The organism is Rhodosalinus sediminis (assembly GCF_003385555.1).
Lineage (GTDB): Bacteria > Pseudomonadota > Alphaproteobacteria > Rhodobacterales > Rhodobacteraceae > Rhodosalinus > Rhodosalinus sediminis.
Window position 1 is genome coordinate 111,212 of record NZ_QOHR01000003.1, and the last position, 21,302, is coordinate 132,513.

Below are 21,302 nucleotides of genomic sequence, written 5' to 3' on the forward strand. Positions count from 1 at the left end.
TGGAAGGAGGCCGCCCGTGACGACCCATCGCCCCGCCCCCCCCGCGCCGGTGTCCGCCGACGATGCCGACCGCAAGGCCCACATCCGCAGGTGGATCGCCCGGCGGTCACGGGCGGCCGGGCGCGCCGGCGCCGGGCTGCTGGCCCCCCTGCTCACCCTGCCGGCCCTCGCCGCGGCGCAGGGGCGCGAGGGGTTCGTGACCGCCTCCGGCATCGACGGCGTGGAGGGGGTCGCGTTGCAACCCGATGGCTCCGCACGCCTCGAGATGGCCAACGGCGTCGACGTCTCCGTCCCGGCGGCGGACGTCCGGCTCGGCGCCGATGGCCGGGTGCTCGTGGCGGACCGCATCGTCGAGGTCGCCGCCGAGGTCCTCGCGGCGGAGGCCGTGGGCACGGCCGGCGCCGGCGGCGGAGCGGCCGGCGGGGGCGGCTTCGGCGGCGGCGCCATCGCCGCCGGCGGCGGGCTCGCGGCGGTGGCCGGCGGCGCGGCCGGTGGCGGCGGCGGCTCGGGCGGGGGCGGCGGCGCGACACCGCCCCCGCCCCCCGTGCTCGACAGCAGCCTTCTGAGCGCCGGCGGCTTCGCCAACGGCGACATCGACCTCGGCCCGGCGCCGGAGGGGACCGAGGAGCTCACGGTCACCCTCGCCGGCTCGGACGGACCCACGATCGAGCGGACGGTCACCCCGGACAGCGCGGGCGACTGGGTCTTTCCGGAGCCGCCGGACGGCTTCCCGCAGGGCGACCTGCGCGTGACAGCGATCGCGCGCGACGCGGAGGGCGCGGAAATCGACCGCGTCGCGCAGGACATCCGCATCGACACCGTGCCCCCGACCATTTCCCTCGATGACACCGGCGTGGGGGCCGACGGTGTTCTCGACATCGCGGAGCGGGACGCCGGCCTCACGATCAGCGGGACGACCGATGCGGAAGACGGCCAGACGGTGACGCTGACCCTCGGCACCGCGTCCGGGCAATTGGCCGAGGTCACCGCGACGGTCGCCGCGGGCGCCTGGAGCGCCGAGATCGCGCCGGAGGACCTCGCCGGCCTGTCGGACGGCGACGCGGTCACCGTCGAGGCCACGGTCGCCGACGCGGCGGGCAACCCTGCGGACACCCCGGCGACCGCCACTTTCGACGCGGATCTCGCCGCCCCCGAAATCGAGATCGACACCATCTCGGGCGACGACGTGATCGGCCTCGCTGACGCGACCGACGCCGACGGGCTGACCGTCACCGGGACCACGTCGGCCGGCGCCGGGCAGACGGTCACGCTGAGCTTCGCGGGCGCCGACTACACCGACACCGTCACCGCGGAGGCGGGCGGCGCCAACACCTGGGCCGTGACCGTGCCGCAATCCGCGCTCGAGAGCCTGCGGGCCGAGGCGGGGGCCGACGCGCAGATCTCTGGAATCACCCTCCGTGCGACGGTGACCGACGCGGCCGGCAATCCGGCGACCCCGGCCGAGACGACGATCGACGCCGATTTCCGCGGCCCGTCCATCACCCTCGACGCGATCGCCGGCGACGACCGCATCGACGTCGCCGAACGCGAGGGCGGCGTGACGATTTCGGGGCGGACGACCAACGTCGGCGAGGGCCGGACCGTGACCGTCACGATCGACGACCCCGACGTGGGCGACCTGACGGCCACCACCGACGCGACAGGCGCCTGGTCGGCCCTGCTGCCGCAAGCCAGCGTGGCGGCCCTCCCGGACCCCGGGACGGTGCAGGTCGAGGCCCGCGTGACGGATGCCGACGGCATCGCGGCGACCGCCACGACCGAGCTTTCGTCGAATTTTCAGCCGATCCTCACGCTCGACCAGATCGGCGAGGGAGGGGTGGTGGACCTGTCCGATACCGCGCCCCCGGAGATCACGGGGACGACGCTCGGGATCGAGGCCGGGCGCGCGGTGACCGTCGTCGCAAGCGATCCGGACGGTGAAATCCTCAACGCGACGGCCCCCGTGAACGCGGATGGCAGCTGGCGCCTCGAGGTGCGGCAGGCGACGATCGACTCGCTGGACGCGGGCGCGACCGTCGACGTGACCGCGACCGCCACCAACGCCGACGGCCGCGCCGCCGAGCCGGCGAGCGCGCAGGTGGAGATCTACCTGCCCGCGGCCTTCGTCGTCGCCGGCACGGCGGAGACCGGCGCGACCCTGACGCTGAGCGCCATCGCCGGCGAAACGCTGGACAGCAACGAGGGCGTCGAGACCACGATGACCTTCGACCCGGCGGAGGCGGAATACGTGTCGGGGAGCGCCGACGACAACTTCGATCTGTTCACCGTGAACGAAGACACCGCGTCCACGGGACGCGTCATCTTCACCGGCGGAACGGCCGGGACCCAGCTCGACGCAGGGGAGGTCATGTACAGCTTCGACATGACCGACCAGGGGGCCGGCCCGATCACCCTGCGCTTCAGCGACGACGTGCAGGGCGGCCCGACGGAGCTCCGGATCGGGACGGCGGGCGCGGATACCCTGACGGCCGGCGCGGGCGACTCCGTGCTGCAGGGACGCGGTGGCGACGACGCGCTCGACGTCTCGGCGAGCGGCGCGACCATCGTCGTCTTCGACAGCGACGCGGCCGCGAACGGCACCGACACGGTGACCGGCTTCACGACCGGCGACACGTCGCTGGCCGACACGATCGCCTTCACCGGGGCCGCGGATCTCCGCGGCGCAGGGGACACGGTGCAGGCGCTGGCGGGGGGCGCGGCCCTCGGCGCCGACACCGGCTTCGTCGTGTTCACCACCGCCCTCTCCGATACGCGCGACGCCACGCTGGAAGCCGCCGCCGAAGGCCTCGGGGGGACAACCGCCGGCGACGCCTTCTACCTGCTCGCCGGCGACGGGACGGACGCCGCCCTCGCGCGCGCGGAGATCGCGGGCCCGGACGATGCGAGCGTCGCGGTCATGGCCGGGTTCGAGGGCATCGGCGACCTCGCCGCGCTGCGCCCCGACGCGATCATCCTGCCCGACCAGACGCCGACCTGACCGCCGGCAAGAGATCGCCGCCGGACCGAAACCTGGACCAAGCGCCGCACCGATGACCGACGCCACGCCGCCAGCCCCGATCGCCGTCAGTCAGGCCCGCCACGCCGGCCGGTTCTGGCGGCGCTTCACCTCCTACGCGTTCGCGCGGCGCTGGCGCTGCGTCGACGTGGTCATGGCCGAGCTCGCCCCGGCGGCGAGCGCCTTTCCCCTCGTCTTCCGCCGAACGGCGTGGCAGGAGATCGTGCCCGTCGCGCTGCTCCGCCTCGGCGCCTCGGGCACCACGCCCTTCGTGACCGCGGAGGGGCGTTGGCGGGGCACCTACGTCCCCTCCGCGTTGCGCGCCCATCCGTTCAGCGCGCGGCCCGGGGCGCAGAGCGGCGAACTGGTGCTGATGGTCGACGAGACCACGGGCCTCGTCACCGACGACCCATCGGACGAGCCCTTCTTCACCGGGGCCGCCCCCGCGCCGCCGCTCGAGCAGGTGCTGGACTTCTTCCGCGCGCGGGCGCGCTCCGCGCAGCGGACGCGGGAGGCCTGCGCGGCGCTCGACGCGCAGGGGGTGCTCACGCCGCTGTCGCCTCTGCCGGGAATGCACGAGAGCGACGCGGCGGGGCTCCTCGCCGTCGATACCGAGCGGGTCGAGGCGCTCGACGGCCGCCAAATCCCCGCGCTCTGGCAGAGCGGCGCGCTCCGCCTCGCCGAGGCGCATCGCGTCTCGCTCCAGCACGCGGCGTGGATGGCGCGCGCCGTGCAGGCCTCCGCCGCGCGCGCGCCCGAGCCATCGCCGCCGCCCGACGACGGCCTGTCCGGCTTCCTCGCCGCGCTTTCGGACGACCGCGCGCGGAGCCAGCCGTGAGCCTGCGCCGCGCAGTCGCCCTGGTCATGGTCGCGCTGTCGGCCGCCGCCTGCACGGATGTGCCGGACCTCGCGCCCGTGAGCGCCCGCCTCGCCCCCGGCACCGCCGGGCTCGGCGCCGATCGCGTGCCGGACGACGCGGCGCACACCCCGTTCGGCCGACGGATCGCGCGCGCGGTGCGCGCCGCCCCGGCCCTCGGGCGGAGCTTGGCGGACCTGCGCGCGGCCCGCGCCGAGACCGCGGCGGCCGACGGCGCCCTGCGTCCGGACGTGAGCCTCGGCCTGCGCACCGAGGCCAGGCGCGTGGCCGGCGTCACCGCGCGCGACACCGCGCCCGTCCTGCGCGTCTCGCAACTCGTCTACGACGCCGGCGCCGCGCGCGCCGATCGCACGGCGGCCCGGGCCAGCGTCCTGCAAAGCCGCGCGCAGCAGATCGAGACCGCGGCGCAGACGACGCTCGCGGCGGTGGACACCTACCAGCGCCTGATCACCAGCCGGCGCCTGTCGGCGCTCGCGGAGGAGGAGCTGCGCAGCCTGCGCCGGATCGCGCAGCGGATCGAGGAACGCGCCGAACGCGGCGCCGCGTCGGGGGCCGAGACCCTCGTCGCGCGCAGCCGGATCGCCTCCGCCGAGACCCGGCGCGTGGAGGCGCGCGCGCGGCTGGACCGGGCGGCCGCCGCGTATCGGCGGAGCTTCGGCGCGCCGCCGGCGCATCTGCCGGCGCCGGTCCCCGCGCCCGCCCTGCCCGCCGCGGCGGGTGACGCCGTCGCCGAGAGCCCGCGCCTGCGCGCGGCCGCGGCCCGGCTCGAGGCGGCGGAGGCCGAGCTGGCCGCGGCGCGCGCCCGGCGCGCGCCCGCCGTGAAGCTCGACGCGACGGGGCGCCGCGCGCCCTCGGGCGACGGGCTGGACATCGGCCTCGACCTCTCGCTGAAGTACAGTCTCGACACCCGCGGCGCGCGCCGTGCCGCCGTCGCCGCCGCCGAGGCGCGGCGCGACGCCGCCCGCGCCGATCGCGACAGGCTGCGCCGCGAGGTGCGCGAAGCGCTCGCCGTCGTGCGCAGCGACCAAGCGGCCGGCACCGCCCGCATCGCCGCCGCGCGCGAGGCGGTGCGCGCCCAGGAGGCGCGCGTGGCGGCGGTGCGCGATCAGTTCCGCATCGGCCGGAGCCGGCTCGTCGACCTTCTCGACGCGCGGCGCGACGCCATCCGCGCGCGCGAGACGCTGATCCGCGCCGAGGCGGAGCGCGTGCTGACCGATTACGCGGCGCTCGCGCTGACGGGCGACATCCTCGACGTGTTCGACATCGACCTGCCGGAGGCGGAGCCATGAGCATGACCGGAACCGACCGCCGGGTGGTGCCGCTCGAACGGGACGCGCGCAGCCGGCCGGACGAGACGACCCCGCTCGAAGCCTGCCTCCTGCAGGCCGCCGCGGCGCTCGACCGGCCCCTGACCCTCGCCGCGCTGCAGGCCACGCAGTCCGCGCAGGCCGAGGGGGCGGGCGGCGTGCGCGCCGCGATCACCGCGGCCGAGCGCGCCGGGCTTCAGGCCGCCTTCGGCGCCCGGCGTCTGCGCGACTTCGACACGACCCTGACCCCGGCGATCCTGCTGCTGGAGGGCGAGCGGGCCGTGGTGCTCCACGAGGTGCGGCCCGAGGGCCGGCTCGCCGTCTACGACCCCGCGCTGGGCGAGGACCTCGGAGAGATCCGCCGCGACGCGCTCGAGGCTGTCTACACGGGCCATGCCATCCTCCTGCGCCGCGAGCACCGGGACGACATCCGCGCCGCCGACGAGGGACCGCGCGGACACTGGTTCTGGTCGGCGCTCCTCGCGAACCGGTGGTCCTATGCGCAGGTGCTGCTGGCCGCCGTTCTGGCCAACGCGCTGTCGCTGACCACCTCGATCTTCATCATGGTGGTCTACGACCGCGTGCTGCCGAACGAGGCGACCGAATCGCTCATCGCGCTCACCGTGGGGGTGGGCCTCGCGCTTCTGTTCGACTTCCTGATCAAGACCCTGCGGGCGAGCTTCATCGATCAGGCCGGGCAGCGCGCGGACATGGCGATCGGGCGGCGGCTCTTCGATCAGCTGCTGGAGATGCAGATGCGCGCGCGCAAGGGCTCGACCGGCGCGCTCACCAGCACCATGCGCGAATTCGAAACGCTGCGGGACTTCTTCACCTCCGCGACGCTCGTGGCGGTGGTCGATCTTCCCTTCATCCTTCTCTTCATCGGGGTGATCGCGGCGATCGGCGGGCCGCTCGCGCTCGTCCCGGCGATCGCGGTGCCGGTCGTGCTGGTCGTCGGGCTCGCCGTGCAACCCGTTCTCGCCCGTCTCGCCGAACGGAGCTTCGAGGACGGCCAGTCGAAACAGAGCGTCCTCGTCGAAACGGTGGCGGGGCTCGAAACGATCAAGGCCACGGGCGCGGCGGCACGGATGCGCGCGCGCTGGGAGGAGGCGATCGCGCGGCAGTCCGAGCACGGCGCGCGCGCCCGCACGGTGACGCAGGCCGCCATGAACGCGACCAGTTTCACCCAGCAGGCGGCGCAGGTGATGATCGTGTTTCACGGCGTCTTTCTCGTCACCGCGGGCGGGACGAGCATGGGCGCGCTGATCGCCAGCGTGATCCTCACCGGCCGCGCCCTCGCGCCGCTGGCGCAGCTCGCGCAGACGCTCACCCGCCTCAACCAGGCCCGCAGCTCCTACCGCAACCTCGACGCGCTCATGCGCGCGGACAGCGAGCGGCCGCCCGCCCGCCACTGGATCAGCCGCCCGCGGCTCGAGGGGCGCATCCGCTTCGAGGACGTGCATTTCACCTATCCCGACCAGACGCAGGCGGCGCTGAACGGCGTGAGCTTCACCATCGAACCGGGCGAGAAGGTGGCGATCCTCGGCCGTATCGGGTCGGGCAAGAGCACGGTCGCCCGGCTCCTCCTCGGGCTTTACGCCCCGGATCGCGGCGCCGTGCGGCTCGACGACACCGACATCCGGCAGATCGATCCGGGCGATCTGCGTCGCAACGTCGGCACGGTCCTTCAGGACGTCTGGCTCTTCTCGGGCACCATACGCGAGAACATCGCCATCGGGGCGCGCCGCCCGCGCGACGCCGAGATCCTCGAGGCGGCGCGCATCGCCGGGGTGGAGGATTTCGTCGCGCGGCACCCGTCGGGCTACGACATGCGGCTCGCCGAACGAGGCGAGGGGCTCTCGGGCGGGCAGAAGCAGGCGATCAGCCTCGCCCGCGCGCTCCTCGGGCAGCCGCCCGTCCTTCTCCTCGACGAGCCGACGAGCGCGATGGACGTTCAGAACGAGCGCGAGGTGATCACCCGTCTCGGCGCGGCCGCCCGGGATCGCACGATGGTCGTGGTCACCCACCGCACCAGCCTGCTCGACCTCGTGGACCGGGTCATCGTGCTCGAGAACGGCCGCGTCGCCGCCGACGGCGACAAGTCGATCCTCGCGCGGGGCGCGCGGCAGGCGGCGGGGGCTCGCGATGGCGCGTGACCGGGATCTGGACCGGCTGGCGCGCGAGATGCGCGGACGCCCGGCCCTGCGCGGGTCGCTCCTTCTCTTCGCGACGCTCGGCTTTCTCGTGACCGCGGCGATCTGGGCGGCCCGGACCGAGATCGACGAGGTCACGCGCGTGGACGGGCGCATCGTGCCCTCGGGCTCCGTGCAGGTGATCGAGGCGGCGGAGCCCGGCGTGGTGCAGGCGCTGCACGTCGCGGAGGGCGAGGTCGTCGGCAAGGGCGCCCTCCTGATGGAGCTCGACGGGACGATGCTCGACAGTCGTCTCGGTCAGGAGCGTCAGCGCGCCTACGGCCTGATGGCGCGGATCGAGCGGCTGCAGGCCGAAATCGACGGCGAACCGCTCGCCTTCAGCCCCGAGCTCGTCCGCCGGGCGCCCGACGTCGTGGCCTCTGAGACGGCGCTCTACCGGGGGCGCAAGGCCGAACTTCAGGCCGAGATCGACATCCTCGACCGCCAGCGCGCGCAGCGCCGCCAGGACCTCGAGGAGGGCCGCGCGGAGCTGCGGACCGCGGCGGCGACCCTCGCGGTGCTCGGCGAGGAGCGCGCGATCACGGCCCCCCTCGTGGAGCGCGGCATGGCGCCGGACACGACGCTGCTGTCGCTCCGCCGCAAGGAAGCGGAATGGCACGGCCGCGAACGCCGCGCGCGCGCCACGCTCGATCGCCTGCGCTCCGGCCTCGACGAGATCGACGACCGGATCGCGGCGCAGCGCAGTCGCTTCCGCAGCGCCGCGCTCGGCGATCTCGCGGCGGCGACCGCGGAGCTCGCCGCGTTGAAACCCGCGCTGCCCGCGCTCGAGACCCGGGCGGACCGCGCGCGTCTCCGCGCGCCGGTGCGCGGGATCGTCAACCGGATCCACAGCCCGACCGTCGGCGCGACGGCGCGGGCGGGCGAGCCGCTGATCGAGATCGTGCCGCTCGACGACACGCTGCTGGTCGAGGCCTACGTGCGCCCCGACGACATCGCCTTCCTCTATCCCGGCCAGCCGGTGAAGGTCGGCATCACCGCCTACGATCCCTCCCGCTACGGCACCCTCGACGGCGAGATCCTGCGCATCGGGGCCGATACCGTGACCCGGGACGACCGCAAACAGGACGACGTCTTCGTCGTCTCCATCCGCACCGCCGGCACCATCCTCGACGCCGACGGCGCGGAGGTCGAGATCATGCCCGGCATGGTCGCGCAGGTCGACATTCTGGCCGGGCGGAAAACGGTCCTCGACTACCTCCTGACCCCGGTCGTGCGGGTGAAGGAGCGCGCCCTCCGCGAATAGCCGCACAGGCCGCCGGGACGCCTCGGCCTTGCGTCGACAGGCCGGCGGCCCGCTCCGACCGCCTCGCGATGGGCCCGGGCGCTGCGGGCGCGCGCCGCCCCGACCGGAGACCGCGCCCGTGGCGCGTGCGACCGCCGCGGGCGTCTCCCGCGGATCGGCGCCACCGATTTCCGCTCGTCACAGGTGCGAGAGGGACCGGCGGCGGAAGAGGCAGCCCCGGCGTATCCGCCGGCCCGACGGTCCGCAACCGGCGTCCGATGACAGGCTGCGCCGCGCGTCCTCATCCTCCATCTCCCGCGCAACGACCCGCCGCGGGCCGACGGCGCGGGCCGCGGCGGCGGGCGCCCCGAACCGGCGCGAGACCTCGGGCGGCATGCGCCCGCGGCAGGCCGCGCCGGCCCACTGCGGCGCCGGGGATGCCCCACGGCGCGAGGCCCGCGCCGACCGCGACCGCCACGGCTGGTCGTTCTGACAAGAGCCCGCCACAGGCGCTTGCGCGGAAGTGGCGGTCCCGGGAGGACTCGAACCCCCAGCCTGCCGATTAGAAGTCGGCTGCTCTATCCGGTTGAGCTACGGGACCGCTGGGCCCGTTGTCCGCGATGCACGCGCGTTTGGCAAGCGGGGGCTCAGCGCAGCTGGCTGTCCTTGGGCGCGCGGCGGTCGGGCCCGCCGCGTGACGCGCGGCGCGCGTCGCGTTCCTCCTGGCAGTCGCGGCAAAGCGTCACGCCGGGGAGCGCGGCGCGGCGCGCCGCGGGGATCGGCTCCTCGCAGTCGGCGCAGGTCGTGCGGCTCTCGCCCACGGGGCGCCGGCGCGCCCTCAGGCGGTGGAGTTCGTCGGCGATCGAAGCCTCGATCTGCTCGTGCACCGCGCCGTCGCGCGTCCATCCTCCGGCCATGCGTCACCTCCGGCGGGCAGCGTGGCACGGCGGCGGAGGCTCTGCAACGGTGCGGGATGGTGGAGCCGAGGGGGATCGAACCCCTGACCTCGTCATTGCGAACGACGCGCTCTCCCAGCTGAGCTACGGCCCCGACGGCGCGGGGTATGCGTCGGTTCGGGGCGACGGTCAAGGGGCCTCGGCCTTGCCGCGCGGGGCATCCGGTCGCATCTTGGACAAGGAGCGACAGAGGAGAGATCCATGCAGTGCCCGATCGACGGAAGCGAGCTCGTGATGACCGACCGCAACGGGGTCGAGATCGACTATTGCCCGAAGTGCCGGGGCGTCTGGCTCGATCGTGGCGAGCTCGACAAGATCATCGAGCGCAGCGCGGCGCAGATGGCGCCCGAGCCCGCGCCCCGCGAGCCGCGCTACGACGACGACCGCGGCGACCGCAAGAAGAAGAAGCGCGGCGGGTTCCTCGACGAGCTCTTCGACTTCTGATCGCCCCGCGGCCGGCCGGCACGGCGTGAGACGGCACACCCCCGGGCGACCCGGCGCCACGTGAGAGACGTGGGCGCGCATGCCGCGCCCACCGCCGGCATCGCCCCCCGTCGTCGCGCCGATCAGCGGCGCAGGAGCATCGGGCCGAGCCGGCCGCCCGCGAAAACGTGGACGTGCAGGTGCGGCACCTCCTGCGCGGCGTCCTCCCCCGCGTTGGAGAGCAGGCGATAGCCCGTGCCCCCGGCCCCCGGCGCGACGCCGAGCCTGCGGGCGACCTCCCCCACCGTGCGGGTGAAATCCACGATCTCGGCGTCCGAGGCCTCGGCGGCGAAGTGGTCGTAGTTCACGTAGGCGCCCTTCGGGATGACCAGCACATGCACCGGCGCCTGCGGGTTGATGTCCTCGAAGGCGAGGCTGTGCTCGGTCTCCATCACGGTCTTGTTCGGGATCTCGCCCCGCAGGATCCTGGCGAAGACGTTCTGATCGTCGTAGGCGTAGCCCATCCGGCGCTCCCTCAGTCGGCGAAGAGGTTCTCGGTCGTGGCGATCTCTAGCGCCTCGTCGGGGCCGAGGCCAAGGAATTCGGCGAGCCGCGCCGCCGCCGCCTCCGGCGGGTCGCCCTCGCGGAGCTGCACATGCTGCGCGGCCCCCGTGTCGCGGATCCGCTCATGCTCGAGCGCGATCTCGTTGCGGATCGTCGGCAGCAGCCGCGCGAGCGTCTCAGGCCGCGTGCGCGGCCCGGCGAGACCGATGCGCCGCGCGTGCCCGACGAGGTCGTCGTCCGAGAAGCGGCACGCGACCTCGAGCACCCGCGTCCGCGCGGTGTCGCCGCGCAGGTCCTCGAGCAGGTCGAAATCCGCCGGATCGAGGCAGATCGCCATGCGTTCGACCTCGTGATACTCGAACAGCATGCGGAGCAGGGCACGCCGGTGGCGGTGGCGCTTCTCCAGCGTCGTCTCGATTCCGCCGAGATCCGGAAGGGGGCAGGACCGCTCGTTGAAGAGATAATCGATGCAGGGGATGTCCGTCGCCGCCTCGATCCGGGCGATGAGCCGCCGGGCGACGTGCCATTTCTTGCAGACGACGACCAGAAGCTCCCGCCCGTGCCCGAGCTTGCCCTCGGTTTCCCAGAACCGCGGGGCGGCGCGGCGCCCGATCCGCCCGCGCTGCGTCAGGAACGCATAAAGCCGCCGCCCCTCGTCCGAGACGACGACCTCGCGCCCGCCGCTGGCGTAGAGGGCGCCCAGCCGCCGGGTCAGCCCGGCGGCCTCGGGGCTGATCTTGCGGGCGAAGAGCGCGTCCTGGCTCAGCAGCAGGTCGTAGTGGTCGTCGTGGAAGACCACCGGCATCCCGTAGTCCGAGAACATCAGGAAGGTGAGCGTGCGGCTCTCGATCTCGGTCTCGGGGATCAGGTGGCGCACGAGCGTCTGGAAAAACGTCTCGTCCGGGATCCATGTCGTGCGGAAGAAGCGCACGACATCGGGCCGGCGCGCGATGAAATCGAGGATCGCCTCGATCGTGCCGCGACGCAGGCACCACCACTGGCTGCCGATCATGACCTGCAGGTCGGCGGGGATCGCCCGCTCGAGCCCCAGCCGCTTCTGCACGTCGAGCGCGGCATAGAAGAGGGCCTTGTTCCGGCGTTCGTTGAAGACGTGGCGGTATATGAGCCGCTCGTCCCGGAGGCCGGTCTTGATCCAGTCGGAGGCGAAGAAATCGAAGCTTTCGATGTAGTCGCGGTCGTGCGCATCGAGGAAGGCGTGCGCGTAATCGGCCGACTTGACCGGCATGCAGTCGCCCGAGAGCATGTAGAAATGCGTGGCCTCCGGAAAGGCCGCGACCGCGGCGCGCACCGCCTCCAGCGTGGCGGCTACGAGCGACCACTCGCCCCAGCCGCACTTCACCCGCTTGCGCGCGAAAGCAACGTTGGGGTTGTCCGCGAGCGCTTCCCGGATGCGGCGGAAATCGCGCGGATCGGCGCGCGCGTCGAAATGGATCGCCATGAAATCGCCCGCCGCGGTCAGGCGCTGCGCCTGTTCGACGATCGCCTCCGGATCCTTGTGACAGAGCAGTATGAAAGCGAGTCTGGCCATGCCGCGCGCGTCGCTCTCCCTCGCCCAGCGCCCGCGCTCCGGAACGGGCTTCCCTCGGCCGCCAGCTTGCGGCTAGGATGCCCGGAGCGCAACCGGACGCGGCGATCACGCAGGGCGGGACGAGCGATGGGCTTCCCCGGCACATGGATGACCGAGAGCGAAAGCGTGATCTATCGCGTGGTGCCGAAGTGCGCCTGTTCGACGATCGGGCAGATCCTCTACTATTCCGACCACGGCCGCTTCTACGACGGCGACATTCACGACGCCGACGAAGGGCTGCACAAATGGGCGCAGGAAGCGAGCCAGCCGGTCATCTCCCGCGCCGTGACCGAGCGCAGCGCGCCCGCCTTCACCTGCGTGCGCAATCCCTATACACGAATCCTGTCGTCCTTCTTCGACAAGATCTGCGGCGTTCAGCGCAACGGCAAGCGCTACCGCGGCAACCTCGTGCCGATGATCATGCAGAAATACGGGGTCGAGACCGGCGGCCCCGACGGGCAGGCCGAGTTCGACCAGATCCGCAGCTTCCGCCGGTTCCTGCTCTTCGCGCGCGACACGATCCGCTGGAAGAAACCGATGGAGCCGGACATTCACTGGTCCGCGGTCTCGGGGCACGTCGGGACGTTCATCGCCAACGGCGGGCGCTACGATCACATCTTCTGGACGGAGCGCTTCGCCGAGGGGATGCAGACCGTGCTCGACACGATCGAGACGCCGCACCCGGTCGACCTCGCCGCGATCCCGCGCTTCAACGAGAGCGCCGCGCACGGCCCCGAGCGCGCGCATCCGGTGGAGGACTACTTCGACGACCTCTCGATGCACCTCGTCTACGAGATCTACCACCGGGATTTCGAGCTCTTCAAATACGACTTCGAGAACCCGGCGAACAAGATGCCGGTGGGCGAGATCGACCTCGACGAAGTGCACGCCAAGCTCGGCGACTGAGCCGCCGCGAGCGCGCGTCGGGCCTTCGCGGCCCTCCTCGCTCCCGCGCCGCGCCGGGGGCGACCGGCGGGCGCCCGCGCCTCAGAGCCGCCCGAAGGTGTCGGCGAGGATCGCGCCGAGGCCCTCGGCGTCGACCTCTGCGAAAGCCGCGGGGCGGTCGCTGTCGATGTCGAGCACCGCGATCAGCCGCCCCGCCCCGTCGCGCACCGGCAGCACGATCTCCGACCGCGTGGAGGACGAACAGGCGATGTGGCCCGGGAAGGCCTCCACGTCGTCGACGATCTGCACTTCCCCCGTGCGCGCCGCCGCGCCGCAGACGCCGCGCGCGAAGGGGATGGTCAGGCAGCCGTGCCCGCCCTGGTAGGGGCCGATCTTCAGAAGCTCCGGCGCCACCACCCGGTAGAAGCCGGTCCAGTCGAAGCGGGCGTCGGCGTGGTGGATCTCGCAGGCGAGCGTCGCCATGAGCGCGACGGCGTCGCTCTCCCCCTCGGTCAGCGCGGCGATGCGGCGGCGGAGATCGGCGTAATCGCAGGTCATGGGCGCTCCTTCGGCTCGGCGCTCTCCTGCCCCGCCGCCGCGTCGCCCGCAAGGGGCCGGCCGGCCGCCGCGCGCCCCGCCCAGCGCCCCGTGGCGAGGCAGGCGGTCAGCAGGTAGCCGCCGGTCGGCGCCTCCCAGTCGAGCATCTCTCCGGCGGCGAAGACGCCGGGCAGGGCCCGCAGCCCGAGCCCCGCGTCGAGCCCCGCCCAGGCGACGCCGCCGGCGGTCGAGATCGCCTCGTCCATCGGGCGCAGGCCGGCGTGGCGCACGGGCAGCGCCTTGACGCGCGCGGCGAGCGCCTCCGCCTCCCGCGGGAGGGGGCGCGCGAACTCGTTCAAGAGCGCGAGGCGCACGGGATCGAGGCGGAGCGCCCGGCGCAGGTGGTTCGAGAGCGAGCGCTTGCCGCGCGGCCCGGCGAGCCGCGCCGCGACCGTCTCGGCAGCCAGATCGGGCACGAGGTCGAGCGTGAGCGCCGCCCCCGCGCGCAGCTCGGGCGTCAGCGGATAGAGCCCGCCGCCCTCCAGCCCGCGCGCGGAGATCACCGCCTCGCCCCGGACGCGGCGCCCGGCGGCCGTCAGGGCGAGCGGCTTCACCGGCCGGCCGAAATGCGGCGCCATGTGCGCGGACCAGTCCACCGAGAGCGCCGCGTTCGAGGGCGCGAAGGGCGTGACCGGCACGCCGCGCGCCGCGAGCCAGGGCGCCCAGGCGCCGTCGGAGCCGAGCCGCGCCCAGCTCGCGCCGCCGAGCGCGAGCACCGTGACGCCGGGGGCGAGGTCGCGCGGCCCCTCGGGCGTGGCGAAGCGCAGCGCCGCCCCCGCCCAGCCCTGCCAGCGCCAGCGGGTGCGCAGCCGCACCCCCTGCCCCTCCAGCCGCGCGAGCCACGCGCGCAGGAGCGGCGAAGCCTTCATCGCCACGGGAAAGACGCGCCCCGACGAGCCGGTGAAGAGCGGCTGGCCCAGCCCCTCGGCCCAGCGCTGCACCTCCTCGGGGCCGAAGGCGGTGAGCATCGGGCGCAGGGGCTCGGCGGCTTCGCCGTAGGCGGCGAGACACCGCGCGAGGGGCTCCGCCTTCGTCAGGTTGAGGCCCGACTTCCCCGCCATCAGGAACTTGCGCGCGACGGAGGGCTTCGCCTCGGCGACGACCACGCGCGCCCCGGCGCCGGCGAGCTCCCCGGCGGCCATCAGCCCGGCGGGGCCGCCGCCGATCACCAGCGCCTCGGGCTGCTCCATGCGTCTTGCCTCCCGGCGCGGGTGCGCCATTCTCGGCGTCGATGTCCGACGCCGGCCCCGATCCGATCTGTCCGCTCTGCCACCGCCCGATCCCTCCGGACGCGCGGCAGAGCCTGCATCACCTCGTCCCGAAGCTGAAGGGCGGCAAGGGCGGGCCGACCGTCCTTCTGCATCAGATCTGCCACGACGAGATTCACGCCACGCTTTCCGAGGCCGAGCTCGCCCGCGACTACGCGACGCCGGAGGCGCTGCGCGCCCATCCGCGGCTCGCGACGTTCATCGCGTGGGTGGCGCGGCGCCCGCCCACGTTTCACAGCCGCACGCCCGGCCCGCGTCGTCGGCGGCGGCGCTGATCAGCGGCAGAGCGCCTTGATCGCGCGCGCGTGCTCCGGCGTCGCGGCGAGCGTGTCGGCGGCGAGCGCCTGCGCCGCCTCCATGAGGTCGTCGCGCGGCACGATGCGGTCGAAGAGGCCCCAGGCCTGCGCCTCCTCCGCGCCGATCTTGGCGCCGCCCATGAGCATGAGCTTCGCGCGCGCCGGCCCCACCAGCGCGGCGAGGCGGCCGGGGTCGGAGGGCTGCGGCAGGAAGCCGAGCTTCATCACCGGGTAGAAGGCCTTGGCCTCCGGCACGGCGAGGCGCAGGTCGCAGGCGAGCGCCATGCCCATCGCGCCGCCCGCGACCGTGCCGTTGAGCGCCGCGATGGAAAGCCCCGGAAAGGCCGCGATCGCGCCCGAGAGCCGCTCCCAGACCGGCGAGGTGGCGAGCCCGGCGCGCGCGGCCTCCAGATCGGCGCCGGCGGAAAAGACCGTGCCCGCGCCGGTGAGCACGATCGCCTGCGCGCCGGCCTGTCCCGCGCCCTCGGCGAAATCGGCGAGCGCCTCGAGCATCTCGAGCGTCAGGGAGTTCGCCTTGTCGGGGCGGTCGATGACGGCGGTGTGCAGCGCGCCGTCGCGCGCGGTGCGGATCATGCGAGCCCCAGTTCCGCGCGGACGCCCGGATCGCGGAGCGAGATCTCCTGCCCGCGCCACGCGTCGGCCTCCGGCCCGCACATCCAGACGAGCGCCTTCGCCGGCCACTCGGGCGGGATGTGGTCGGACCAGTCGAGCCCGCTCACCGGGTTCACGCCGCTCGCCTTGATCTCGCGCTGCATCTCGGTCGCCACGGTGCCGGGGCTGAGACCCATGGCGCGGATGCCCTGCGCGCGGCCCTCCAGATCGCAGGAGCGGGTCAGCATCGCCGCCCCGGCCTTCGAGGCGCAATAGGCGCTCCAGCCCTCGAGCGGGTTGTGCGCGGCGCCCGAGCTCACGGTCAGGATGCTGCCGCCGCCCGCCTCGGCCATGACGGGCATCGCCGCGCGCATGCCGTTGAAGACGCCCTTCAGGTTGACGTCGATCGCGGTGGACCAGGCGTCGGGGTCGGCCTCGGCCAGCCCCTCGATCGGCTGGATCACGCCGGCGTTGTTCACCAGCACGTCGAGCCGGCCGAAGGCCTGAAGGCAGGCGCGCACCGCCGCGTCCATGTCGGTGAAGCGCGCGACGTTGCAGGGCACGGCGATGGCGTTCTGCCCGATCTCCCCGGCGATGTCCGCGATCTCCGGCCCCGACCGCGCGAGGAGCGCCACCTGCGCGCCCGCCGCGGCGAAGGCCCGCGCCGCCGCGGCGCCGATCCCCCGGCTCGCGCCCGTGATCATCACCGCCTTGCCGTTCAGCTCCGCCATGCCGCCCTCCTGCAGTTGCGGCCCCGTGATACGCACAGCGCCCCGGCCCGGTCCAGCCCTCGGCGCTTGACCTTTGCCGGGTGGTGTGCGGATGCTGCGCGCGAGCTTTCAGGCCGAAGGACAGGACCCATGCGCGCATTGACATCCATCCCGGCGGCGGCGCTTTCCGCGGCGGCCCTCGCCGCCCCGGCCGCGGCCGAGGTCACGGCCGAGCAGGTGTGGGACGACATGCGCGGCTACCTCTCTTCCTTCGGCTACACGGTCGAGGCGACCGAGACGCGGGCCGGCGACACGCTGACCGTGCAGGACGTGACCGCGCGCGTGACGCTGCCCGAGGACGGCGGCACGCTGACCGTCGAGATGCCGCAACTCGCCTTCGCGGAGCGGGGCGACGGCACGGTGGCCGTGATCTATCCCGACGCGGCCGAGATCCGCATGTCCGCCCGCCCCGAGGGCGAGGAGGCGGTGGACGCGACCGTGCAGGTCGCGCAATCGGGGATGGACGTGACCGTCTCCGGCGACGACACGCAGATGACCTACGACTACGCCGCGGACCGTCTCGGCCTGACCCTGTCGGACCTCGTCGTGGACGGCACGCCGGTGGCGTCGGAAAACCTCTCGGGCACCTTCGTCATGCGGGGCATGTCCGGGCAATCGGTCGTCACGCCGGGCGATCTGCGCGGGCTCGACCAGACGGTGACCGCGGATCAGGTGAGTTACGATTTCTCCGTCGTGCCACCCGAGGAGGACGGCCGCGCCGACATCTCGGGCAGCATGGAGGGGCTCGCCTTCACGGGCACGGCCCGCATCCCCGCCGATCTGAACATGGAAGACCTCGCCGCCACGCTCGAGGCCGGCTACGCCTTCGACGGGCGCTTCGGCTACACCGACGGGCGCACCGAGTTCCTCGTCGAGGAGAACGGCGAGACCATGCGGGGCACGACCCGCTCGGACCGCACGGAGTTCAACGCCGCGATGGACGCAGAGCGGCTCGCCTACGGCATCTCGGGCGCGGGCACGGAGATCGCCCTGCAGAGCCCGGAGATCCCCTTCCCGGTCGAGGCGGCGATGGGCTCCTCCGGCGTCTCGATCGCCATGCCGGTCGGACAGACGGACGACCCGCAGCCCTTCGCCTTCGAGGTCTCGCTGCGCGACTTCACCATGGGCGAGGAAATCTGGGCGATGGTCGATCCGACCGGGATGCTCCCGCGGGAGCCGGCGGACCTCGTTCTCGACCTGTCGGGCGAGGCGCGGATCCTCGGCGCGCTCTTCGACCCGGAGGCGATGCAGGGCATGGCCATGAGCGGCGAACGCCCGGCCGAGTTGCACGCCCTCGACCTCGCGCAGCTTCTGGTCTCGGCCGCGGGCGCGCGCCTCACCGGCGAGGGGTCGTTCACCTTCGACAACACCGACCTCGAGACCTTCCCGGGCATGCCGCGTCCGGAGGGCAGCGCCTCTTTCCGCCTCGAGGGGGCGAACGCGCTCCTGGACACGCTGATCGAGATGGGCGTGCTGCCGCAGGAGCAGGCGATGAGCGCGCGCATGATGATGGGCATGTTCGCCGTGCCCGCGGGCGACGACGCGATGGAATCGACCCTCGAAGTGACCGGTGAGGGCCGCGTGCTCGCCAACGGGCAACGCATCCGCTGACGCGCCGGGCCACCGCCCGCGCCTTGCAAGGGGCGGGCGGGCGGTCTACCTCCGCGGAGTGCCGCCGCGGCGGCGTCCCCGGAAGGAGCGCGCGATGACCCAGCCATCCCCCGACCGCCTCGCTCATGCCCTGCTGGAGGCCGCGCGCCGCGCGGGCGCGAAGGCGGCCGATGCGCTGGTGATCGCCGACCGTTCGGTCAACGTGGACATCCGCGGCGGCGCGCTCGAACAGGCGGAGCGGTCGGAGTCCACCGACCTCGGCCTGCGCGTGCTGATGGGGCGGCGGCAGGCCTGCGTCTCGGCCTCCGACCCGCGCGACGAGACGCTGACCGCGATGGCCGAACGCGCCGTCGCCATGGCGCGCGAGGCGCCGGAGGATCCCTTCGCGGGTCTCGCCGAACCCGTGCAACTCTCCGAGCGGCGCGACGCGCAAGGTCTCGACCTCGCCGATCCCTCGGACGAGCCCGCGCCCGAGGCGCTTCAGGACGCGGCCGCCCGGGCCGAGGCCGCCGCGCTCGCCGTCGAGGGCGTCACACAGGTGCAGTCCGCCTCCGCCGCTTATGGCCGGCGCGAGATGCACCTCGCCGCGACGAACGGCTTCTCCGGGGGCTACGCGCGCACCGACCACGGCCTCTCCTGCGTGGCGATCGCGGGCGAGGGGCTCGGCATGGAGCGCGACTACGACGCCGACGGGCGCATCCACGGCGCCGACCTGCGCGACGCGGCGGAGATCGGCACGACCGCGGGCCGCCGCGCCGTCGCGCGGCTGAACCCCCGCCGGCCGAAGACCGGCGCCTACCCGGTCGTCTTCGACGAGCGCATCGCGTCCTCGCTGATCGGGCACCTGCTGGCGGCGGCGAGCGGCACCGCGGTGGCGCGCGGCGCGTCGTGGCTGCGCGACGCGGAAGGATCGGCGGTGCTGCCCGCCGACCTCTCGCTGATCGAGGACCCGCACCGCCCGCGCGTGCAGGGCTCGCGCCCCTTCGACGCCGAGGGGCTGCCGACCGCGCGCCGCGCCATCGTGGAGGGCGGCACGCTCACCGGCTTCACCCTCGACCTTGCCACCGCGCGCAAGCTCGGCCGCGCGCCCACCGGCAACGCCGCGCGCGGGCTCTCGTCGCCGCCGGCGCCCTCGAACTGGAACTTGGCGCTGACGCAGTCGGATCTCTCGCAGGCCGACCTCCTGCGCGAGATGGGCACCGGGCTGCTGGTCACCTCGATGATCGGCGCCACGATCAACCCGAACACCGGCGACTATTCCCGCGGGGCCTCCGGCTTCTGGGTCGAGAACGGCGAGATCGCCTGGCCTGTCAACGAATGCACCGTCGCCGGCACCCTGCGCGAGATGCTGGCGAGCCTGCGCCCCGCGAACGACGCGCGGCCGTGGCTCAGCCGCGTGGTGCCCTCGCTCCTGGTCGAGGGGCTGACGATTGCCGGAGAGTGACCTCGCCCTCCTGACCCGCGCCGCGCGGGAGGCGGGCGCGGTCGCGCTCGGCTACCACGGCCCCACGGCGAAACGCTGGGACAAGCCCGGCGGCGCCGGGCCGGTGACGGAGGCCGACCTCGCGGTGAACGCCGCGCTGCGCGCGATCCTGCTCGGCGCGCGGCCCGACTACGGCTGGCTCTCGGAAGAGGACTCCGACACGCCCGAGCGCCTCGACCGGCCGAAGATCTTCCTGCTCGACCCGATCGACGGCACCACCGGCTTCATCGAGGGCTCGTCGAGCTGGTCGCTGTCGCTCGCCGTGGTGACCGACGGCGAGATCACCGCGGCGGTCGTGCACCTGCCCGCCGACGGCGGCAAGCTCTACGCCGCCGCCGCGGGCGAGGGCGCGACGCTGGACGGCCGGCCCATCCGCGCCACGACGCGCGAAAACGTGGAGGGCGCGCAGGTCCTCGCCACCCGCGCCGCGATGGAGCCCGCGAACTGGCCCGGCGGCGTGCCGGGGTTCCGGCGCCACCACCGCCCCTCGCTCGCCTACCGCCTCGCGCTGGTGGCCGAGGGCCGCTTCGACGCGATGATCACGCACCGCGACAGCTGGGACTGGGACATCGCGGCGGGGCTGCTGATCTGCCGCGAGGCCGGCGCGGTGGTGACCGACCGGGCGGGCGATCCGCCGCGCTTCAACACCGCCGACCCGCGGACGCCCGGCATCGTCGCCGGCGGGCGCGCGGTGCACGCCGGGCTGATTGCGGCCATGCGCCCGCGCGGGTAGCCTCGGCGCGCCCAACCCGGAGCGCGCCCATGCCCCTCACCCTCACCACTTGGAACATCAACTCCGTCCGCCTGCGTCAGGGCCTCGTCGAACGGCTCCTGACCGAGGAGGCGCCGGACATCCTCTGCCTGCAGGAGTGCAAGAGCCCGGTGGAGAAGATCCCGCGCGAGGCCTTCGCCGCGCTCGGCTACCCCTACATGGTCGCGCGGGGGGAGAAGGGCTACAACGGCGTCGCGATCCTGTCGAAACGCCCGATCGAGGAGGCCGGCACGCTCGACTTCGCGGGGCTCGGCCACGCGCGCCACGTCGCGGCGCGGCTCGAGACCGGCGTGGTGCTGCACAACTTCTACGTCCCCGCGGGCGGCGACGTGCCGGACCGTGAGGCGAACGCGAAGTTCGGGCAGAAGCTCGACTACCTGACCGACCTGCGCGACTGGCTGCACGAGGAACGGCCGGAGAAGTCGATCCTCGTGGGCGACCTGAACATCGCGCCGCTGGAAGAGGACGTCTGGGACCACAAGAAGATGCGCAAGGTCGTCAGCCACACGCCGGTGGAGGTCGAGCACCTCGGCTCCGCGCAGGAGGCCGGGCGCTTCGTCGACGTCACCCGCCGCGACATCCCCGAGGGGCGGCTCTATTCGTGGTGGTCCTACCGCGCGAAGGACTGGGACGCCGCCGACCGCGGCCGCCGGCTCGACCACATCTGGGCCACCCCCGACATCGCCGGCGCCGCCCACAACAGCCGCATCCTGCGCCACGCCCGGGGCTGGGAGAAGCCCTCTGACCACGCGCCGGTGTTCGCGGAGTTCGATTTGTAGGGGGGCGTGCCCCGGCGGATTTGTGTGGAAGGAAACAACGTCTCCCGCCGATCCGCGCGAAAG

At 73.9% G+C, this 21,302-nt stretch carries 19 protein-coding genes and 2 tRNA genes; 12 read left to right on the forward strand and 9 right to left on the reverse strand.

The window, feature by feature from the left end:
- Positions 1-16 precede the first annotated feature (16 nt).
- The 5 genes from DRV84_RS04060 to DRV84_RS04080 are packed head-to-tail and all read left to right on the forward strand — an operon-like array spanning position 17 to position 8,656.
- Positions 17-2,998 carry an Ig-like domain-containing protein gene (locus DRV84_RS04060; protein WP_115978597.1) on the forward strand — a complete coding sequence of 994 codons (2,982 nt, stop codon included), beginning with the start codon at positions 17-19 and terminating at the stop codon, positions 2,996-2,998.
- Between the two features lie 52 nt (positions 2,999-3,050).
- Positions 3,051-3,854 carry a SapC family protein gene (locus tag DRV84_RS04065; protein ID WP_158547743.1) on the forward strand — a complete coding sequence of 268 codons (804 nt, stop codon included), beginning with the start codon at positions 3,051-3,053 and terminating at the stop codon, positions 3,852-3,854.
- Entirely contained in the window at positions 3,851-5,182 is a 1,332-nt protein-coding gene (locus tag DRV84_RS04070; RefSeq protein WP_115978599.1) for a TolC family protein, read from the forward strand. The genes DRV84_RS04065 and DRV84_RS04070 overlap by 4 nt, the downstream gene beginning before the upstream one ends.
- 2 nt (positions 5,183-5,184) lie before the next feature.
- Positions 5,185-7,356, forward strand: a complete 2,172-nt coding sequence (locus tag DRV84_RS04075; RefSeq protein WP_115978600.1) for a type I secretion system permease/ATPase — start codon at positions 5,185-5,187, stop codon at positions 7,354-7,356.
- Entirely contained in the window at positions 7,346-8,656 is a 1,311-nt protein-coding gene (locus DRV84_RS04080) for an HlyD family type I secretion periplasmic adaptor subunit (RefSeq protein WP_115978601.1), read from the forward strand. The genes DRV84_RS04075 and DRV84_RS04080 overlap by 11 nt, the downstream gene beginning before the upstream one ends.
- A 503-nt stretch (positions 8,657-9,159) precedes the next feature.
- On the opposite strand, the gene DRV84_RS04085 is transcribed toward DRV84_RS04080, so the two are convergent.
- The 3 genes from DRV84_RS04085 to DRV84_RS04095 all read right to left on the reverse strand — a co-directional run bounded on the left by DRV84_RS04085 (position 9,160) and on the right by DRV84_RS04095 (position 9,685).
- Positions 9,160-9,236 (reverse strand) — tRNA-Arg (locus DRV84_RS04085).
- 46 nt (positions 9,237-9,282) lie between these two features.
- The gene (locus DRV84_RS04090; protein WP_115978602.1) at positions 9,283-9,552 is read right to left on the reverse strand and encodes a DksA/TraR family C4-type zinc finger protein; all 270 of its coding nucleotides are present in this window, start codon (positions 9,550-9,552) and stop codon (positions 9,283-9,285) included.
- A gap of 57 nt (positions 9,553-9,609) precedes the next feature.
- Positions 9,610-9,685, reverse strand: a tRNA-Ala gene (locus tag DRV84_RS04095).
- A gap of 107 nt (positions 9,686-9,792) precedes the next feature.
- Here DRV84_RS04095 and DRV84_RS04100 point away from each other — a divergent pair.
- Entirely contained in the window at positions 9,793-10,035 is a 243-nt protein-coding gene (locus tag DRV84_RS04100; protein ID WP_115978603.1) for a TFIIB-type zinc ribbon-containing protein, read from the forward strand.
- A gap of 122 nt (positions 10,036-10,157) precedes the next feature.
- On the opposite strand, the gene DRV84_RS04105 is transcribed toward DRV84_RS04100, so the two are convergent.
- Together DRV84_RS04105 and DRV84_RS04110 are read right to left on the reverse strand one after the other, a co-directional pair.
- Positions 10,158-10,538 (reverse strand): histidine triad nucleotide-binding protein, encoded by a 381-nt coding sequence (locus DRV84_RS04105; protein WP_115978604.1) that lies wholly within the window; start codon positions 10,536-10,538, stop codon positions 10,158-10,160.
- A gap of 11 nt (positions 10,539-10,549) precedes the next feature.
- A complete protein-coding gene (locus DRV84_RS04110) occupies positions 10,550-12,127 on the reverse strand; it encodes a DUF5928 domain-containing protein (RefSeq protein WP_115978605.1) in 1,578 nt (525 codons plus the stop codon).
- 126 nt (positions 12,128-12,253) lie between these two features.
- Between DRV84_RS04110 and DRV84_RS04115 the strand changes: the two genes are divergently transcribed.
- Positions 12,254-13,072 (forward strand): sulfotransferase family protein, encoded by an 819-nt coding sequence (locus DRV84_RS04115; protein WP_115978606.1) that lies wholly within the window; start codon positions 12,254-12,256, stop codon positions 13,070-13,072.
- Between the two features lie 81 nt (positions 13,073-13,153).
- Here the strand turns inward: DRV84_RS04115 and DRV84_RS04120 are convergent, their stop codons facing one another.
- Both DRV84_RS04120 and DRV84_RS04125 read right to left on the reverse strand, forming a co-directional pair.
- Positions 13,154-13,609: a GAF domain-containing protein gene (locus tag DRV84_RS04120; protein WP_115978607.1), complete on the reverse strand. Its 456-nt coding sequence runs from the start codon at positions 13,607-13,609 to the stop codon at positions 13,154-13,156.
- A complete protein-coding gene (locus tag DRV84_RS04125; protein WP_115978608.1) occupies positions 13,606-14,838 on the reverse strand; it encodes a TIGR03862 family flavoprotein in 1,233 nt (410 codons plus the stop codon). The genes DRV84_RS04120 and DRV84_RS04125 overlap by 4 nt, the downstream gene beginning before the upstream one ends.
- A gap of 41 nt (positions 14,839-14,879) precedes the next feature.
- On the opposite strand from DRV84_RS04125, the gene DRV84_RS04130 reads away from it, so the two are divergent.
- A complete protein-coding gene (locus tag DRV84_RS04130) occupies positions 14,880-15,191 on the forward strand; it encodes an HNH endonuclease family protein (RefSeq protein ID WP_115978609.1) in 312 nt (103 codons plus the stop codon).
- Here DRV84_RS04130 and DRV84_RS04135 read toward each other — a convergent pair whose 3' ends face one another.
- Together DRV84_RS04135 and DRV84_RS04140 are read right to left on the reverse strand one after the other, a co-directional pair.
- A complete protein-coding gene (locus DRV84_RS04135) occupies positions 15,192-15,806 on the reverse strand; it encodes an enoyl-CoA hydratase/isomerase family protein (protein ID WP_115978610.1) in 615 nt (204 codons plus the stop codon).
- On the reverse strand, positions 15,803-16,555 hold the full coding sequence (locus DRV84_RS04140; RefSeq protein WP_115978611.1) for an SDR family oxidoreductase: 753 nt from the start codon (positions 16,553-16,555) through the stop codon (positions 15,803-15,805). The genes DRV84_RS04135 and DRV84_RS04140 overlap by 4 nt, the downstream gene beginning before the upstream one ends.
- Positions 16,556-16,684: 129 nt before the next feature.
- Here DRV84_RS04140 and DRV84_RS04145 point away from each other — a divergent pair, with 129 nt between their 5' ends.
- From DRV84_RS04145 to xth, 4 genes are all read left to right on the forward strand, one after another.
- Positions 16,685-18,205 (forward strand): DUF2125 domain-containing protein, encoded by a 1,521-nt coding sequence (locus DRV84_RS04145; protein ID WP_115978612.1) that lies wholly within the window; start codon positions 16,685-16,687, stop codon positions 18,203-18,205.
- Between the two features lie 94 nt (positions 18,206-18,299).
- Positions 18,300-19,649, forward strand: a complete 1,350-nt coding sequence (locus DRV84_RS04150; protein ID WP_115978613.1) for a TldD/PmbA family protein — start codon at positions 18,300-18,302, stop codon at positions 19,647-19,649.
- Positions 19,636-20,421 carry a 3'(2'),5'-bisphosphate nucleotidase CysQ gene (locus DRV84_RS04155; RefSeq protein ID WP_115978614.1) on the forward strand — a complete coding sequence of 262 codons (786 nt, stop codon included), beginning with the start codon at positions 19,636-19,638 and terminating at the stop codon, positions 20,419-20,421. Before DRV84_RS04150 ends, DRV84_RS04155 begins: the two co-directional genes overlap by 14 nt.
- A gap of 29 nt (positions 20,422-20,450) precedes the next feature.
- Complete coding sequence (gene xth, locus DRV84_RS04160) at positions 20,451-21,239, forward strand: exodeoxyribonuclease III (protein WP_115978615.1); 789 nt, start codon at positions 20,451-20,453, stop codon at positions 21,237-21,239.
- The last annotated feature ends 63 nt before the right edge of the window (positions 21,240-21,302 follow it).